At 59.7% G+C, this 15,677-nt stretch carries 15 protein-coding genes; 6 read left to right on the top strand and 9 right to left on the bottom strand.

Annotated features, from left to right (window positions below; translation table 11 throughout):
• Positions 1-149: 149 nt before the first annotated feature.
• From ilvC to KUIN1_RS04620, 3 genes are read right to left on the bottom strand one after another with little or no spacing between them, the layout of a single operon-like run.
• On the bottom strand, positions 150-1,166 hold the full coding sequence (gene ilvC / locus KUIN1_RS04630) for a ketol-acid reductoisomerase (protein ID WP_002552076.1): 1,017 nt from the start codon (positions 1,164-1,166) through the stop codon (positions 150-152).
• A gap of 47 nt (positions 1,167-1,213) precedes the next feature.
• Positions 1,214-1,705 carry an acetolactate synthase small subunit gene (gene ilvN / locus KUIN1_RS04625; protein WP_002552075.1) on the bottom strand — a complete coding sequence of 164 codons (492 nt, stop codon included), beginning with the start codon at positions 1,703-1,705 and terminating at the stop codon, positions 1,214-1,216.
• 2 nt (positions 1,706-1,707) lie between these two features.
• Complete coding sequence (locus tag KUIN1_RS04620; protein WP_116886791.1) at positions 1,708-3,432, bottom strand: acetolactate synthase 3 large subunit; 1,725 nt, start codon at positions 3,430-3,432, stop codon at positions 1,708-1,710.
• Positions 3,433-3,829: 397 nt separating this feature from the next.
• On the opposite strand from KUIN1_RS04620, the gene KUIN1_RS04615 reads away from it, so the two are divergent.
• Complete coding sequence (locus KUIN1_RS04615; protein WP_003406694.1) at positions 3,830-4,246, top strand: DUF4124 domain-containing protein; 417 nt, start codon at positions 3,830-3,832, stop codon at positions 4,244-4,246.
• Between the two features lie 11 nt (positions 4,247-4,257).
• On the opposite strand, the gene KUIN1_RS04610 is transcribed toward KUIN1_RS04615, so the two are convergent.
• Genes KUIN1_RS04610 through mrcB form a run of 3 tightly spaced genes read right to left on the bottom strand, consistent with a single transcriptional unit; the run spans position 4,258 to position 7,669 of the window.
• Positions 4,258-4,587, bottom strand: a complete 330-nt coding sequence (locus KUIN1_RS04610) for a YqcC family protein (RefSeq protein ID WP_003406693.1) — start codon at positions 4,585-4,587, stop codon at positions 4,258-4,260.
• Positions 4,587-5,330, bottom strand: a complete 744-nt coding sequence (locus KUIN1_RS04605) for a tetratricopeptide repeat protein (RefSeq protein WP_050427267.1) — start codon at positions 5,328-5,330, stop codon at positions 4,587-4,589. The genes KUIN1_RS04610 and KUIN1_RS04605 overlap by 1 nt, the downstream gene beginning before the upstream one ends.
• A gap of 17 nt (positions 5,331-5,347) precedes the next feature.
• Complete coding sequence (mrcB, locus tag KUIN1_RS04600; protein ID WP_116886789.1) at positions 5,348-7,669, bottom strand: penicillin-binding protein 1B; 2,322 nt, start codon at positions 7,667-7,669, stop codon at positions 5,348-5,350.
• Between the two features lie 130 nt (positions 7,670-7,799).
• On the opposite strand from mrcB, the gene KUIN1_RS04595 reads away from it, so the two are divergent.
• Positions 7,800-9,338: a bifunctional aminoglycoside phosphotransferase/ATP-binding protein gene (locus KUIN1_RS04595; protein ID WP_003406690.1), complete on the top strand. Its 1,539-nt coding sequence runs from the start codon at positions 7,800-7,802 to the stop codon at positions 9,336-9,338.
• Positions 9,339-9,438: 100 nt separating this feature from the next.
• Positions 9,439-9,783, top strand: a complete 345-nt coding sequence (locus KUIN1_RS04590) for a pentapeptide repeat-containing protein (protein WP_003371360.1) — start codon at positions 9,439-9,441, stop codon at positions 9,781-9,783.
• A gap of 366 nt (positions 9,784-10,149) precedes the next feature.
• Here KUIN1_RS04590 and deoC read toward each other — a convergent pair whose 3' ends face one another.
• Complete coding sequence (gene deoC, locus KUIN1_RS04585) at positions 10,150-10,935, bottom strand: deoxyribose-phosphate aldolase (RefSeq protein ID WP_024641069.1); 786 nt, start codon at positions 10,933-10,935, stop codon at positions 10,150-10,152.
• A gap of 226 nt (positions 10,936-11,161) precedes the next feature.
• On the opposite strand from deoC, the gene KUIN1_RS04580 reads away from it, so the two are divergent.
• Positions 11,162-11,491: a Rieske (2Fe-2S) protein gene (locus tag KUIN1_RS04580; RefSeq protein ID WP_162488879.1), complete on the top strand. Its 330-nt coding sequence runs from the start codon at positions 11,162-11,164 to the stop codon at positions 11,489-11,491.
• Positions 11,492-11,521: 30 nt separating this feature from the next.
• Here the strand turns inward: KUIN1_RS04580 and sfsA are convergent, their stop codons facing one another.
• On the bottom strand, positions 11,522-12,235 hold the full coding sequence (gene sfsA / locus KUIN1_RS04575) for a DNA/RNA nuclease SfsA (RefSeq protein ID WP_003406665.1): 714 nt from the start codon (positions 12,233-12,235) through the stop codon (positions 11,522-11,524).
• Entirely contained in the window at positions 12,235-13,407 is a 1,173-nt protein-coding gene (locus tag KUIN1_RS04570) for a pyridoxal phosphate-dependent aminotransferase (RefSeq protein ID WP_054092001.1), read from the bottom strand. Before KUIN1_RS04570 ends, sfsA begins: the two co-directional genes overlap by 1 nt.
• Before the next feature lie 348 nt (positions 13,408-13,755).
• On the opposite strand from KUIN1_RS04570, the gene dksA reads away from it, so the two are divergent.
• The gene (gene dksA / locus KUIN1_RS04565; RefSeq protein ID WP_003406657.1) at positions 13,756-14,196 is read left to right on the top strand and encodes an RNA polymerase-binding protein DksA; all 441 of its coding nucleotides are present in this window, start codon (positions 13,756-13,758) and stop codon (positions 14,194-14,196) included.
• A 531-nt stretch (positions 14,197-14,727) separates the two neighbouring features.
• Positions 14,728-15,615 (top strand): tRNA glutamyl-Q(34) synthetase GluQRS, encoded by an 888-nt coding sequence (gene gluQRS / locus KUIN1_RS04555; RefSeq protein WP_024639812.1) that lies wholly within the window; start codon positions 14,728-14,730, stop codon positions 15,613-15,615.
• The last annotated feature ends 62 nt before the right edge of the window (positions 15,616-15,677 follow it).

Here is a 15,677-nt window from a genome sequence, read left to right as displayed (position 1 = left end):
TGAAAAGGTTCGACACAGATCTGCGGCGACGGTTCGCCAGCAAACGATGCAGCTTTATACCAGAGCCTGACCCAGAACGAAAAAGCGCGACCGATGGGTCGCGCCTTTTCCTGTAAACCAGCTGTAGTCCGGCGGTGAACCGGAAAAGCTTAGTTCTTGTCCTTGTCGACGATTTTGTTCGCCGCGATCCAAGGCATCATCGAGCGCAGTTTTTCACCGATGATTTCGATACCGTGCGCCGCGTTGTTACGACGCTTGGCAGTCATCGATGGATAGCCGGTGGCGCCTTCGCTGATGAACATCTTCGCGTACTCGCCGTCCTGGATGCGCTTCAGAGCGTTGCGCATGGCCTGACGGGATTCGGCGTTGATGACTTCAGGGCCGGTGACGTATTCGCCGTATTCGGCGTTGTTGGAGATCGAGTAGTTCATGTTGGCGATACCGCCTTCGTACATGAGGTCAACGATCAGCTTCAGTTCGTGCAGGCACTCGAAGTAAGCCATTTCCGGCGCGTAGCCAGCTTCGACCAGCGTTTCGAAACCAGCCTTGACCAGCTCGACAGTACCGCCGCACAGAACAGCCTGCTCGCCGAACAGGTCGGTTTCAGTCTCGTCCTTGAAGGTGGTTTCGATGATGCCGGTACGGCCGCCGCCAACGCCCGAAGCGTAGGACAGGGCAACGTTCTTGGCGTTGCCGGAAGCATCCTGATAAACCGCGATCAGATCAGGGATACCGCCGCCTTTGACGAACTCGGTACGCACGGTGTGGCCCGGGGCCTTCGGCGCGATCATGATCACGTCGAGGTCAGCGCGCGGCACAACCTGGTTGTAGTGGATCGCGAAGCCGTGGGAGAACGCCAGTGTTGCGCCCTTTTTCAGGTTCGGCTCGACTTCGTTCTTGTACAGCTGGGACTGGAACTCGTCCGGGGTCAGGATCATGACCAGGTCGGCGGCAGCAACGGCAGAAGCGACGTCAGTCACTTTCAGGCCATGAGCCTCGGCCTTGGCGACAGTGGCCGAACCTTTACGCAGGCCGACAGTGACATCAACGCCGGAGTCTTTCAGGTTGCACGCCTGAGCGTGGCCTTGCGAACCGTAACCGATGATGGCGACTTTCTTGCCCTGGATGATCGAAAGGTCACAGTCTTTGTCGTAGAAAACTTTCATGGAAATCCCCTGTTATCTTGGCCACGCAGGCCATTTGCTTAATTGATTTAAATGCTCAGCACTTTGTCGCCACGGGCAATGCCCGTTACGCCACTGCGTACTGTTTCCAGGATAGCGGCGGTGCCGATGGCCTGAATGAAGCTGTCCAGTTTGTCGCTCGTGCCGCTCAGTTGCACGGTGTAGACGCTGGCGGTCACGTCGACGATCTGCCCGCGGAAGATATCCGTGGTGCGCTTGATCTCCGCACGCTGCGCGCCGGTGGCCTTGACCTTGACCAGCATCAGTTCGCGCTCGATGTGAGCGCTTTCCGACAGGTCGACCAGCTTGACCACTTCGATGAGCTTGTTGAGGTTCTTGGTGATCTGCTCGATCACCTCATCATGACCTACGGTGGTGAGCGTCAGACGCGACAGGGTCGGGTCTTCGGTCGGGGCAACCGTCAGGCTTTCGATGTTGTAGTTACGCTGGGAGAACAGACCAACGACGCGCGACAGTGCACCCGGTTCGTTTTCCAGCAGCAGGGAAATGATATGGCGCATGATTATGTCCGCTCCGTCTTGCTCAACCACATATCGCGCATGGAGCCGTCCTTGATTTGCATCGGATAGACGTGCTCGGTCACATCGACCTGAATATCCATGAACACCAGCCGGTCAGTCATGGCAAAGGCTTCTTCCATCTTCGGCTTCAGATCCTTCAGGTCAGTGATACGCATGCCGACGTGACCATAGGCCTCGACCAGCTTGACGAAATCAGGCAGCGACTCCATGTAGGAATGCGAGTGACGCGCGCCGTAGCTCATGTCCTGCCACTGGCGGACCATGCCCAGCACACCGTTGTTGAGCAGAATGATCTTCACCGGCAGGCCGTACTGCAGGCAGGTCGACAGCTCCTGAATGTTCATCTGGATACTGCCTTCGCCGGTCACGCAGGCCACGTGCTCGTCCGGGAAACTCAGCTTCACGCCCATTGCTGCCGGAAAACCAAAGCCCATGGTGCCCAGGCCGCCCGAGTTGATCCAGCGGTTCGGCTTGTTGAAGCGGTAGTACTGCGCAGCGAACATCTGATGCTGACCGACGTCCGAGGTGACATAGGCGTCGCCCTTGGTGACTTCGCACAGCGTTTCGATAACGGCCTGCGGCTTGATGACTGTGCCATCGCCACGGTTGTACGGGAACATATCCCCCGTACCGCGCCACTCGTCAATCTGCTTCCACCACGCAGCAACGGATGCCTTGTCGGGTGTCTCGCCGATCTCTTTCAAGGTGGCAACCATTTCGGTCAGCACGCTTTCGACAGGACCGACGATAGGCACGTCGGCCTTGATGGTCTTGGAGATCGAAGCCGGGTCGATATCGATGTGGATAATCTTGGCGTTCGGGCAGAACTTGCTGGCGCCGTTGATGACTCGGTCGTCGAAGCGCGCGCCGACGGCCAGGATCACATCGGTGTGGTGCATCGCGAGGTTGGCGGTGTAGCTGCCGTGCATCCCGAGCATGCCGACGAACTGGCGATCCGTGCCCGGATAGCACCCAAGCCCCATCAGGGTGTTGGTTACCGGTGCATCGAGCAGTTGCGCCAGCTCGGTCAGTTGCGCCGAAGCATTGCCCATGATCACCCCGCCACCGGCGTAGACGATAGGACGCTTGGCCGCCAGCAGCATCTCGACGGCCTTGCGGATCTGACCGGAATGGCCACGAACCGCCGGGCTGTAGGAGCGCAGCTTGGCTTTTTTCGGGAAGACGTATTCGAATTTTTCGGCCGGGTTGGTCATGTCCTTCGGAATATCGACGACCACCGGGCCCGGACGACCGGACTGTGCCAGGTAGAAAGCCTTTTTCAGGACGTCCGGGATTTCCGACGGGTGCTTGATCATGAAGCTGTGCTTCACGATCGGCCGGGAGATACCGATCATGTCGGTCTCCTGGAACGCATCGGTGCCCACCAGCGTACTGGCTACCTGACCGGACAGGACCACCATCGGAATGGAGTCCATGTACGCCGTGGCGATACCGGTAATGGCATTGGTTGCACCAGGACCCGAGGTCACCAGCACCACGCCTGCCTTGCCGGTAGCCCGCGCATAGCCATCGGCCATGTGCGTGGCAGCCTGCTCGTGGCGAACAAGGATGTGGCTCACCGCCGGTTCTTTGAACAGGGCATCGTAGACATGCAGGAGGGCACCACCGGGGTACCCATAGATATGCTCAACGCCTTCGTCACGCAAAAAGCGGACGACCATTTCAGCGCCAGATAAAAGCTCCACGTTGTTCACCTCTAAAACGCCAGAATACCGCCCACTCCGGGACGGGTCTTAATAGGTTTACTGCCAGCAGAGCATGAGCGACGGTGGTCGCCGACTACGTCAGCACTGACTGAGCAAGTATTGGGAGGTCCCTGAGTGTTGCGGAACATTCCCACCCAGCGCGAGGTAACGCGTTGCGGGTGTTACAGGTCGGCGCGGGTGTGCGCCTCATGATCTACCGAGAGGGTCTGCTTCTGGCAGTCCTTCTACAGCGAACTTTGGATTGTTGTGATTCCCCCCCTTCAAGTCAAGCGATCCGTGCGCTTTCTTGACACCCGACAAGTGAAATCGCACCGTTTCGGACTGAAATGCACTGTTATGGTAGCTTTCTGCATGCACAGACTTTCAAGGACCCGACATGCATTGGATGATTCTCGCCGCCGCGCTGGCCATCAGCGCAACCAGCCAGGCCGCTTCGATCTACAAGTGGGTGGATGCCCAGGGCGTGACGCACTTTGATGCCCAGCCCCCCACTGGCCAGCCGGTGCAGGAAATCAATGTGCAGACTCCGCCACCTGCCGCCGCGCCGGGCATGCCTGCGGACGACGGGGCTGCGCAGCAACGCGAGATTGACCAGAAAGTCAAAAGCCAGGTGAAGGCTCAGGAAGCCAAGCGCGCGGAAAATTGCGAGACCCTGCGCACCAATCTTGCGCAGTTGCAAAACAATCCGCGAGTGCGCGAGCAGGTTGGAGGAGAATCAAGGCGCCTTACGGATGAGAACCGCAAGACGCGTATCGAAGAAACCAACAAGGCGATCAGCGAATACTGCCGCTAGAAGCGCGCCGATCAGCGCGCTGCTGTGATCAGCTGGTCGAACCGCGCCAGGTGCGCTTGCAGCTGCCGGGTTTCACTCATGCACCCGGCATAGACCATCTCGGCCATTTCCAGAATGCCGGAAGCATTGGGCAACGGCAGGTCGCGCTCGAGGATGACCTTCATCCGCGGCAGGAAAATCCACTGCAGCCACTGGGCGAACTCCAGGGTATCGACGCTGAACGGTTCCTGACTGGCGAGCGCCTGCTCGCTGGGCGGCGTGGTATCCCACCAGCCCAGCACGCGCAACTCGCGCTCTATCAGCAACAGTTGCTCGGCAACCTCAGGCAAACGTCCGTCCATCAGCGAGCCTTTTGACGAGCCAGGGCAGCACCGGCCGCGTCACCCTGCTTTTCGCGTGACTGAGCGATCAATCCCCACAGACTGGCCTGCAGGCTGGTACGCCCGTTGGCGTAAGTCAGACCACGACGTGCCAGTTGCTCGGCCTGGGCCGCATCGCCCTGAGCCAGACGCACCTGAGCCAGACGATAGAGCACTTGCGGCTCGCGCGGTGCAACCCGCTGCGCACGCTCGAGACTGGACGACGCGCCATTGAGATCGCCACTGGTCTGCTGTTGCTGGGCGGTGGTCAACAATGCCAGTACAGGCCCGTCTAGCTGCTCGTCCTCCGACAGACCGCCACCGCTGGACGGGATCCCGGTCGGGGCAGAAGCGGCCGGCATGCTGTAGCTGTTGTTTGCAGGAGCCTGACTGACCGGGGCCTGGGTGACCGGCGCAGCATCGACAGGCGGAGTGTTGACACTGAACGGCGCCTGACTGGCGGGCGCAGAGTAACTCTGTCCTGCATCGGCGCCACCCGCGCCCGGCACCATAACTACGACGCCCGAGTCCTGCGGCACGGCTTGCGGCTGCTGTTGCACAGGCGCCGTGTTGGTCCGGTAAGTACCGTTACGCGACGCTGCCGCACCTTCGCCATTGGACACCTTGGAGCTCGAATCCACGACCGGAATCGAGCCGCGTTCCACACTGGCGCAGCCATTCAGCAAGGCCAGTGCCGTTAAAGCTGGAATCCACCATTTATTCACTTGAAAACCTCGATTGCCTAGTTCAACCAACCCTTGACCCAGTCCATCACCTCAGTGGCAGGTGCCGGAGCGCCGCCGCATGTCGCGCCGGGCTGGGGCTCACTGCCGCGAATATACGGCATCTGCACGGCATTCGGGCAGCTTGCATCCGACCCCTGACCGGTCTGCGCATCGACCCACGTCTGAACGACGTTGTCCGGCATCGCCATGTCCAGCGGCAGCGGGCCGGCCTTGCGCATGAAACTGGTCCAGACCTGCAGGGCACCGGTGGCACCGGTAAACGGTGTCTTGCCGTTGTCGTCGCGCCCCATCCACACCACCGCCAGCAGGTCCTGACTGAACCCGGCAAACCAGCTGTCACGCGAGTCGTTACTGGTACCGGTCTTGCCCGCCAGATTCAACGAGCTCGGCAATACGTTGTAAACAGATTTGCCCGTACCTTCGCGCATGACCCGCTGCATCGCATTCTGCACCAGGTATATGGCACCCGGATCGAAGCGCTGTTCAATCTGGAACGGATAACGCTTGAGTGGCTCGCCTTCCGCGGTGAGCACGCTGCGAATACCACGCATCGGCGTATTGAACCCGCCGCTGGCGATGGTCTGATACATGGTGGCCACTTCCATCGGACTCAAGCCACCCGCACCCAGCAGCATCGACGGATAGGTCGGCCATTCGCGCGTCACACCCAGTTTGGCCAGTGTCTTGAACACGTTTGGAATGCCCAGTTCAAGACCCAGCTTGGCGGTCGACAGGTTGTAAGAGTGCGCCAGCCCCTGATACAGGAAGATATTGCCGTGTGACTTGTGATCGTAGTTCTGCGGTTTCCATATCTGGCCATCGGCGCCTTTGACCTGGAACAGTTCGTCGGCAATCCAGCTGGTCAAGGTGTACTGGCTTGGCCGCTCAAGTGCCGTCAGGTAGATAGCCGGCTTGACCAGCGAGCCGATCGGACGCACCGCGTCGATCGCCCGGTTGAAGCCCGAGAACCCGGCCTCACGCCCACCGATCAACGCCTGCACTTCGCCGGTTTCAGGATTGGTGACGACCATGGCCGACTCCACTTCATCAGAGCCCTTGCGCCCGGCGAGCTTCTTGAACGTGTCGTCCATGGCCGCCTGGGACTTCATCTGCAGGATCGGATCGAAGCTGGTAAAGATCCGCAGCCCTTCTTCGGTCAGGTCTTCGTCGCGATAGTCTTCGCGCAGCTGACGCTTGACCAGATCGAGGAACGCCGGGAACGAGCTGTCGGCGAGGGTCCCGGTCTTGGTCACACCCAGTGGCATTTTTTTCGCAGCAGCGACTACTTCGGGAGTGGCGACGCCCTGCTGCTCAAACAGGTCGAGCACCAGATTACGACGCTCCAGAGCACGCTCCGGATTGCGCCGCGGGTTGTAGAAGGAAGGCCCCTTGACCAGTCCGACCAGCATCGCCACCTGATGGATTTTCAGCTCGGACAGCGGCTGGCTGAAGAAATACTGGCTGGCCAGACCGAAACCGTGAACGGCGCGCTGGCCGTCCTGCCCGACGAACACTTCGTTGAGATAGGCCTCGAGGATTTCCTGCTTGCTGTAATGAATCTCCAGCAGAACGGCCATCATGGCTTCGGTCAGCTTACGGGTAAGGCTGCGTTCATTGGTCAGGTAGAAGTTCTTGACCAACTGCTGGGTCAGCGTACTGCCGCCCTGGCGCATCTGCCCCTGCGAGGTATTGACCCAGATCGCCCGGGCAATGGACTTGGGCGACACGCCGAAGTGGTGATAGAAATCCCGGTCCTCGACCGCTACCAGCCCGTCGAGCAGATAGGGCGGCGCCTGATCCAGCTTGATCAGGATTCGGTCTTCCAGATTCTTCGGGTACAGGCCGCCGATCAGCAAGGGCTCGAGTCGTGCCACCGCAAGCTTGGCACCATTGCCCGAAGACAGGTCGGCTACATAGTCACCGGAAAAGCGCACGCGCACCTGCTGCGCTGCATCAGTGCCTTCGTAAAACTGAAAGCCACGCGTATTGAGGTCGACGGTATTGCCGTTCACCGCAGCGGCGCCGGGACCATTCGCCACGCTTTCGCGGCGATAGCCCAGAGCGTCGAGTTCGATGAGAAAGTCATCGCGGCTCAGCTTCTGTCCGACGAACAGCTCCAGCGGCCGTGCATAGACCTTGGCCGGGATGGTCCAGCGCTTGCCGGAGAATTTTTCCTGGACGATTGCATCGAGATAAATGGCCAGGCCGCCGAGCAGAACCAGGCCGACAATACCGAGCTTCAACGCCCAGCCCAGCCACTTGTTAAGGCTGCGGGGAGGTTGTTTTTTTGCAGAACGAGAGGTGCGGGATCGAGTCATGGGCGCGGATTATACGCACTTTACCGAGGATCGACAGACGCCCGAGTCAGCGGTTTGCAGCCTCGCGCCAAGCGGCCATAATGGCGGCATCGTGTACTTACATTTTGAACACATTCCTGAAGGATCGACCGTGAGCCAGTCTTTGATTGCTGCCCTGCAGAACCCTGCCCTCTTCCCCCATCCGGTGGAGAGTTTCCAGGTCATCGAAACGCACATTTCCTGGGTGCTGCTGACGGGTCCGTATGCCTACAAATTCAAAAAGCCGATGAACTTCGGCTTTCTGGATTTCACCACGCTGGCCCTGCGCAAGCACTTCTGCGAAGAAGAGTTGCGCCTGAATCAGCGTCTGACCGACGATCTCTACATCGAAGTCCTGCCAATCACTGGCACAGAGGACACGCCGCAACTGGGCGGCGACGGTGAAGCGATCGAATACGCGCTGAAGATGAAACAGTTCTCGCAGGATGGCCTGCTGAGCACGCTGCAGGCCAACGGTGAATTGACGACTGCGCACATCGACGAACTGGCGCGCCAGATTGCCGGTTTTCACCTGACCTCGCCGCAGGTCGGAGCTGAAAGCGAACTGGGCTCGGCTGACAGCGTGATGGCCCCGGTGGTACAGAATTTCGAGCAGATTCGCCCGCTGATCAGCGAAAAATCCGACCTGGCACAGCTTGATGCCCTGCACGCGTGGGCAGAGTCGAGCTTTGCGCGACTCAAGCCGTTGCTGGCCCACCGCAAGGCCGATGGGTTCATCCGTGAGTGCCATGGCGACATTCATCTGGGCAATGCGACGGTGATTGATGGCAAGGTCGTGCTGTTCGACTGCATCGAGTTCAACGAGCCGTTCCGCAAGACCGATGTCTATGCCGACATCGGCTTTCTGGCAATGGACCTTGAAGACCGTGGCCTGAAGTCGCTGTCACGGCGTTTGATCAGTCAGTACCTGGAAGTCACCGGCGACTACGCGGGCCTGGAGCTGTTGAATTTCTACAAGGCCTACCGCGCAATGGTCCGCGCCAAGGTGGCACTGTTTAGCCAGCCGGCCGATGCCGACGGCTTGCAGCGCGCGGCGACGCTTCGTCAGTACCGCAACTATGCCAATCTGGCCGAGAGCTACAGCGCCATCCCTTCACCGTTTCTGACGATCACCCACGGTGTCTCTGCCGTTGGCAAAAGCCACGTGGCGATGCGTCTGGTGGAATCGCTGGGCGCCATCCGCCTGCGCTCGGACGTAGAGCGCAAGCGCCTGTTTGCCGGCCAGGGTCAGGATCTGTATGACGCGCAAGCCAGCAGCACAACCTATGCACGCCTGCATGAGCTGGCCACCGCAACCCTGCGCGCAGGCTTCTCGGTGGTAATCGATGCCACTTACCTCAAGCGCGAGCAGCGCGATGCGGCGGCAAAGATTGCCGAAAACACCGGCGTCCCGTTCCTGATTCTGGATTGCGAAGCACCGCAGGCGGTGATCGCTGGCTGGCTTGCGCAGCGTCAGGCACAGGACAACGACCCCTCTGACGCGACACTGGAAGTCATCGAGGCTCAGCAGGCCAGTCGCGAGCCGCTCGGCGCCGACGAAATCCTGCGCAGCAAGAAGGTTGCAACCAACGTCAGCAGCGATCTGGACAGCCTTATCGACAACCTGCGTCAGCGCCTGCCGGGTCTGTAAAACGACACATGGCCGTTGAGCGGTTAGCGCTTCACGGCCTTACAATGATGGCGATATACTGGCGCCACAATTCCAACGCAATGACATGTCGGAGGCCATCATGAGCCACCCCAAACAGATCGACTCACCGCTTTATATGCTGCTGCGCAAAGATGACGTCGAAGGTTTCAATCAAGAGAAACCGCGAACCGGCACCATCGACATGGTGGGGGGCGACTTCAGGGGGCTGGACCTGCGCGCGCTGGACACCGCCAATATCGACTTCACCGACGCCTATTTTCGCTCTGCCGACCTTCGTGGCCTGGACCTGCGCAATACGCCGATGGAAGGTGCGAGCATCGCTCATGCACAGATTTCAGGCGTGTTCTTCCCGGCTGAACTCTCGGCTGACGAGATTCTGATGTCGGTGAATTTCGGCACGCGCCTGCGCTACCGTACCCACTGATACCGCAAAAACGTTGCAGCCTGCACGCGCAATGCACAGCAGGCTGGCGATGTAGCGCCCTGCTTTCACCCCCTCTTCCCTCGCATGCGCAACCCGCTCGCCACTGAGGCTACGCTGTACTCCGTCACGTTTAATCCATGAATATCCTGCCTGAATCACCCGCAGGCACAGGCACGCGTGCGACCAAAAGAAATGTTGACTTACAAATGAGAATCGTTATGATTATCACATCCGGTCGCGAGACTGGACGGTAGCCTGAAAGACCTTGGTTCGGACTTTCAGATTATCTCCTCATCAGGCTAATCACGGTTTTTGACCCGGCTCTTTGCCGGGTCTTTTTTTGTCCGGCGCAAAGCCATCGATCATTCAAAAGCCATCGCCACCACCATGCGACTCGAGCAGGCCGAGCCTTGCCAGCAAGTCGTCCAGCACGCTGGAGCCGCCCAGCCGAAAGCGCCCGGCGTTGATCCATTGCAGGCCAAATCGCGCGCGGACCAGTGCCATGTAAACACGCGCCTCTTCGAACGTACGGATCCCGCCTGCAACCTTCAGCCCTACTTGCCCGCCTACGTCGGCAATGGACTCCAGCATGATCCGTGCAGCCTGCGGCGTGACATGCCTGGCGGCCTTGCCGGTGCTGGTCTTGATGAAGTCAGCGCCCGAAACAATCGCATCGCGGCAAGCGTCGAGGATCATTTGCGAGTCACGCAAGTCACCGGTTTCAAGCGTCGCTGTAAGCCTCACCTGCCCGGCACACAAGGCCGAACACGCCGAGATCATCGCCAGGCCGGGCTGCCGGTCTCCGCCGAGCAGCGCGCGAAAGGGATACACGACGTCGATTTCATCCGCGCCAGCCATCAGCGCAGCACGTACCTGGGCGAGGACCGACTGAACATTGCTGCTGCCATGAGGGAAATTGACCACGGCGACGACCTTGATATGACGAGCCTGTAAGCGATCCAGCGTGGTGCGCGCCAGACACACGAAACGTTGCTGGACGCTGACCGCTGCAACCGGTCCCACAGGCGTGCATGCGCGCCGACAGATGCCGACAATGCGCTGCTCCGTGTCGTCTGTATTGAGGGCAAACAGCTCAAGCAGCCCGATGACCTGACGCGCCAGCCGCTCATCATCTGCTGTCATCTCTTTCATAGTGTTTCCGCTCTGCAAAACATGAGCGGACGATATACAGCTGCAAGGCTGACAGGTGCGAGCGGCGTACTTAAAGACGAAGGCTACAAAAAGACAGGAAAGAACCGACGCATCCTGTGATGACTTCAACGTAACGCAGCGCATCAATCCGAAGAAAATGCCAGACTTGTCCGATCAGGCATCGACCCGACAACTGGCACCCGAAGAATGGGCCTATGGAGGCTTCTTGATATTCCTTTGCACTTCAAGCCACCTGCCCGAAGCCCACAGCAAAGGCTTCGAGCTGGGCGAACATGCACTGTTTGCCGTGCGTCGTCAGGGCTCGGTGTTTGTCTACAAGAACCGCTGCCCGCATCGCGGCATTCCGCTGGAATGGCAACCCGATCAATTTCTGGACAGCAGTGCAAGCCTGATCCAGTGCGCGACGCATGGGGCGTTGTTTCTGATCGAGAATGGCGAATGCGTTGCCGGGCCTTGCGAAGGTCAATCCCTGACCGTCATCAAAAGCCGTGAAGACGCCGAGGGCATCTGGGTGTCGCTGCATCTGGAGGCCTGACGAAGTCTGAGCCGCCTGTAGCCAGACGCCTCAATCCAGCCCGTGCACCTGCAGGCGCCGGTCGATAAAAATCTCTTCCGACGTCAGTTGCGCACCGTAGGCGAGAATTTGCACACCGGCATCAATGGCTTCACGCAACGCCGCCGCGTAGGCAGGATCAATCTCCTGCGCCGGCCGCACAGCGTCGATACCGGTGAGATTGACGCAATACAACAGCACGGCGCGCACGCCTTCGCGCGCCAGCGTCGCCAGTTCGCGCAGGTGCCGCGCGCCGCGCTGGGTCACCGCATCGGGGAATGCCGCCACGCTGGAACCATCGAATCCCAGAGTGACACTTTTAACTTCCAGATACAGATAGCCATCCGGGTACTCCAGACGAAAGTCCACACGACTTTTTTCCTGTCCGTAAGCCACCTCGCGCTTGAGCGCCGTGAAACCCGTCAGTTCGCTGATGACCCCGGCGCGCAACGCCTCTTCAACCAGCGTATTGGCCCGTCCGGTATTGATACAGGCCAGGCGACCCTGCGGGGTTTCGCTGATTTCCCAAGTGCCCGGCAGTTTGCGCTTGGGGTCATTCGAGCGACTGAACCACACGCGCCCGCCGGGCATCATGCAGTTGAGCATCGAACCGGTGTTAGGGCAGTGAATGGTCAGCAATTCACCGCTATCGGTTTCGATATCAGCGAGAAAGCGCTTGTAACGCACCAGCAGACGACCCTGTTCAAGCTGCGGAGAAAAACGCATCAGACACCCCAGCTACGCAGACCGCGAGCGATTCGCTCGACCGCCTGCTCAAGGCGCGGCAGGCTCTGCGTGTAGGCAAAGCGCACATGGTGCCCGGCCTGAAAACGGCCGAAATCGAGGCCTGGTGTAAAGGCGACGTGCTCGGTTTCCAGAAAGTGCCGGCAAAAGGCAAAGGCATCGCCGCCAAACGCGGAGATGTCGGCATACAAATAAAAGGCCCCTTCCGGCTCGACGGCAATACCGAAACCCAGTTCGCGCAGCGCTGGCAGCAGAAAGTCCCGGCGGCGGCCGAACTCGGCGCGCCGCTGCTCGAGTATGGCCAGTGTCTGCGGCTCAAAGCAGGCAAGCGCGGCATGTTGCGCCATGCTTGGCGCGCTGATGTAGAGGTTCTGGGCCAGCTTTTCCAGATCGGCCACGGCATCCTGTGGCGCGACCAGCCAGCCCAGACGCCACCCGGTCATGCCGAAATACTTTGAAAAACTATTGAGAACGAAAGCGTCGTTATCCACTTCCAGCACACTGCTGGCGTCCACACCGTAGGTCAGGCCGTGATAGATCTCGTCCACCACCAAGTGCCCATTGCGGACTTTCAGTGCCTGAGACAAGGCTGCCAGTTCGTCGCGGCTCAACAGGGTGCCGGTCGGATTGGCCGGTGACGCCACCAGAGCGCCGACACTGTTGTGATTCCAGTGCGTGGCCACCAGCTCGGGGGTCAGTTGATAACGCTGTTGCGGACCGACGGGCACCAGTTGCGCTTCGCCTTCTATCAGGCGCAAAAAGTGGCGATTGCACGGGTAGCCAGGGTCGGCCAGCAACCAGTGCCTGCCCGGATCGACCAGCAGACTGCTGGTCAGCAACAAGGCGCCTGAACCGCCCGGCGTGACCAGAATCCGCTGAGGATCAATGTCGACGCCGTAACGCTGAGCGTAAAACCCGGAAATGGCCTCACGCAGTTGCGGCAGACCGCGCGCGGCGGTGTAGCGCGTCTTGCCGTCTGCCAATGCCGCCTGGCCAGCCTTTATGATGGGCTCTGCAGTGGTGAAATCGGGCTCGCCGATTTCAAGGTGAACCACATCATGACCCGCCGCCTGCAATTCATTGGCACGCGCCAGCAACGCCATGACATGAAAAGGTTCTATGGCGCGACTGCGCGCACTGTAAGGCTGGCTCATGGATATTCCTTTAAAGGGCGGGTGTTAAAACATGATTGTCATCACGGCGCGCCATGATTCTACCCAACCACCCGCCCGACGGTGCATTTGCGGACTGAAAAGCCCGGTCTCCAAACGCTGAATAAAAGAAAGCTACGACGGTGCGCAGCGACTAGAGTTCATTTAGATGCAGGGCAGATGCGAAATGGCCATCTCCATAAGAAGACGGCGTCGTCATGCTCGACAACCGGGAGTAGCGCACTCCGATTTGATCTGGTAAGTTCGCCCGCTTGCAGCTGCAGGGCCGACGGGTGTCGGTGATGGAACAATCCTGCGCAATAGATTAGAAGAGTGAGAGGCGGTCCAGACATGCCCACCCCAGAAAAGCAACAGAACCATCTAATCAGCGGCTTTGAGCCCTACGTGCCAACGAAGGGTGAAGAGTACATGGGCGAGCCGATGCGCGCGCACTTCACCAAGATCCTGAACAAGTGGAAGCAGGACTTGATGCAAGAGGTCGACCGGACGGTAGACCATATGAAGGACGAAGCTGCCAACTTCCCCGACCCGGCAGACCGTGCCAGTCAGGAAGAAGAGTTCAGCCTTGAACTTCGTGCCCGCGATCGCGAACGCAAGTTGATCAAGAAGATCGACAAGACGCTGCAACTGATCAAGGACGAAGAATATGGCTGGTGCGAATCCTGCGGCGTAGAGATCGGCATCCGCCGTCTTGAGGCTCGCCCGACTGCAGACCAGTGCGTCGACTGCAAGACCCTCGCAGAAATCAAGGAAAAACAGGTCGGTAAATGACCTGGGGCCGCCTTTGACTGAAAAGACGCTTCGGCGTCTTTTTTTGTGCCTGTTGAAGCACTATGACAGCGAATCTTGCTCCCACTCCTTGCTCATCGCTGTCCACAGCCCAACTGACTCCCATGCGCTCTTTGATCGCGATGGCACTGACGACGCAGAGTGCGACGTTAGTGACGGCTGAGTCCTGCCACTGATCCGGGGGTAGCCTGGCAGGACGCCAGGCTAGCCGCACCGCGCCATGGATGGCGCGTTGCGGCGACCCCCGGATCAGTGACAGGGCGAAGGAACCCGACGAAGTCGGGCCGGAAACCGGAGCGGGGACTTTGCTCACTTTGGTCCCTCAAAGTGAGTCGCCGAGGGGCGAAAAGGTGACTTGAGTCGAACCCCCAGCCACCTGAAATCGCAGAACCGCCGTGTGACGCAGAGCGTCACGAACTGCATGCCAACGCGGAGCATTGGCACAAGACTCTGCATAACCACCCACTGCGTTCCACTTGCCCGCCCAAGCCCGTCACCCGTAACATCCCGCCCATGAAAAAACCGGCCTATATCGGGCGCTTTGCGCCGACTCCCAGTGGTTACCTGCATTTTGGCTCGCTGGTCGCAGCCCTCGCCTCCTATCTCGATGCACGCGCGGCAGGCGGGCAGTGGCTGTTGCGCATGGAGGATCTCGATCCGCCGCGTGAAGTGGCCGGCGCGCAGGCGGGGATTCTCGAGACACTCGAGCGCTACGGTTTTGAATGGGACGGCCAGATGGTGCGGCAAAGCGAGCGCCATGACGCCTACGCCGAGATCCTCCAGCGCTGGTTCAATCATGGCCTGGCCTACGCCTGCACCTGCTCGCGCAAACAGCTCGAAGGCTTTCAGGGTATTTATCCGGGTTTCTGCCGCAATGCCGGGCATTCGCCAGACAACGCGGCGATCCGCATTCGCGTGCCGGAGCTGGAATATCGTTTCGACGACCGGGTTCAGGGCACCTTCAAAATGCACCTGGGCCGCGAAAGCGGTGACTTTGTGATCCGCAGGCGCGACGGGCTGTATGCCTATCAACTGGCCGTGGTCATTGACGACGCCTGGCAAGGCGTCACCGATATCGTCCGCGGCGCCGACCTGCTCGACTCGACCCCCCGCCAGCTGTACCTGCAGGAACTGCTGGGCCTGCCCCAACCGCGCTACCTGCATGTACCGTTGATCACCCAGCCGGATGGCCACAAGCTGGGCAAGTCCTATCGCTCCCCACCGCTGCCGGCCGATCAGGCGACGCCGCTGCTGCTGCGGGCCTTGCGCGCATTGGGGCAACCGCTCGATACGCACATGGCCGACGGCACTGCACAGGAAGTGCTTGCCTGGGGCATCCGTCACTGGAACGCTGACCTGATACCCCGACTGCGCAATATTGAAGAAGCCCGGATAGACTGATCCAGAGCGGTCGCCACAAACTGCGACGCAAGGATACTTGCAGGTTGCCCGGCATCCGTTAA

The sequence above is a fragment of the Pseudomonas sp. KUIN-1 genome (assembly GCF_009176725.1).
Taxonomy (GTDB): Bacteria; Pseudomonadota; Gammaproteobacteria; order Pseudomonadales; family Pseudomonadaceae; genus Aquipseudomonas; species Aquipseudomonas fragariae.
The sequence above is the reverse complement of the archived record's forward strand: the minus strand, read 5'-3'. Positions and strand labels throughout refer to the sequence as shown.

What these genes read in the sequence shown, in the direction of transcription:
- sfsA (WP_003406665.1), bottom strand. Translation starts at nt 12,235, where the DNA reads ATGCGTTTTTCTCCGCAGCTTGAACAGGGTCGTCTGCTGGTGCGTTAC.
- deoC (WP_024641069.1), bottom strand. Translation starts at nt 10,935, where the DNA reads ATGAAAGAGATGACAGCAGATGATGAGCGGCTGGCGCGTCAGGTCATC.
- gluQRS (WP_024639812.1), top strand. Translation starts at nt 14,728, where the DNA reads ATGAAAAAACCGGCCTATATCGGGCGCTTTGCGCCGACTCCCAGTGGT.
- KUIN1_RS04590 (WP_003371360.1), top strand. Translation starts at nt 9,439, where the DNA reads ATGAGCCACCCCAAACAGATCGACTCACCGCTTTATATGCTGCTGCGC.
- KUIN1_RS04570 (WP_054092001.1), bottom strand. Translation starts at nt 13,407, where the DNA reads ATGAGCCAGCCTTACAGTGCGCGCAGTCGCGCCATAGAACCTTTTCAT.
- KUIN1_RS04615 (WP_003406694.1), top strand. Translation starts at nt 3,830, where the DNA reads ATGCATTGGATGATTCTCGCCGCCGCGCTGGCCATCAGCGCAACCAGC.
- ilvN (WP_002552075.1), bottom strand. Translation starts at nt 1,705, where the DNA reads ATGCGCCATATCATTTCCCTGCTGCTGGAAAACGAACCGGGTGCACTG.
- ilvC (WP_002552076.1), bottom strand. Translation starts at nt 1,166, where the DNA reads ATGAAAGTTTTCTACGACAAAGACTGTGACCTTTCGATCATCCAGGGC.
- mrcB (WP_116886789.1), bottom strand. Translation starts at nt 7,669, where the DNA reads ATGACTCGATCCCGCACCTCTCGTTCTGCAAAAAAACAACCTCCCCGC.
- dksA (WP_003406657.1), top strand. Translation starts at nt 13,756, where the DNA reads ATGCCCACCCCAGAAAAGCAACAGAACCATCTAATCAGCGGCTTTGAG.
- KUIN1_RS04610 (WP_003406693.1), bottom strand. Translation starts at nt 4,587, where the DNA reads ATGGACGGACGTTTGCCTGAGGTTGCCGAGCAACTGTTGCTGATAGAG.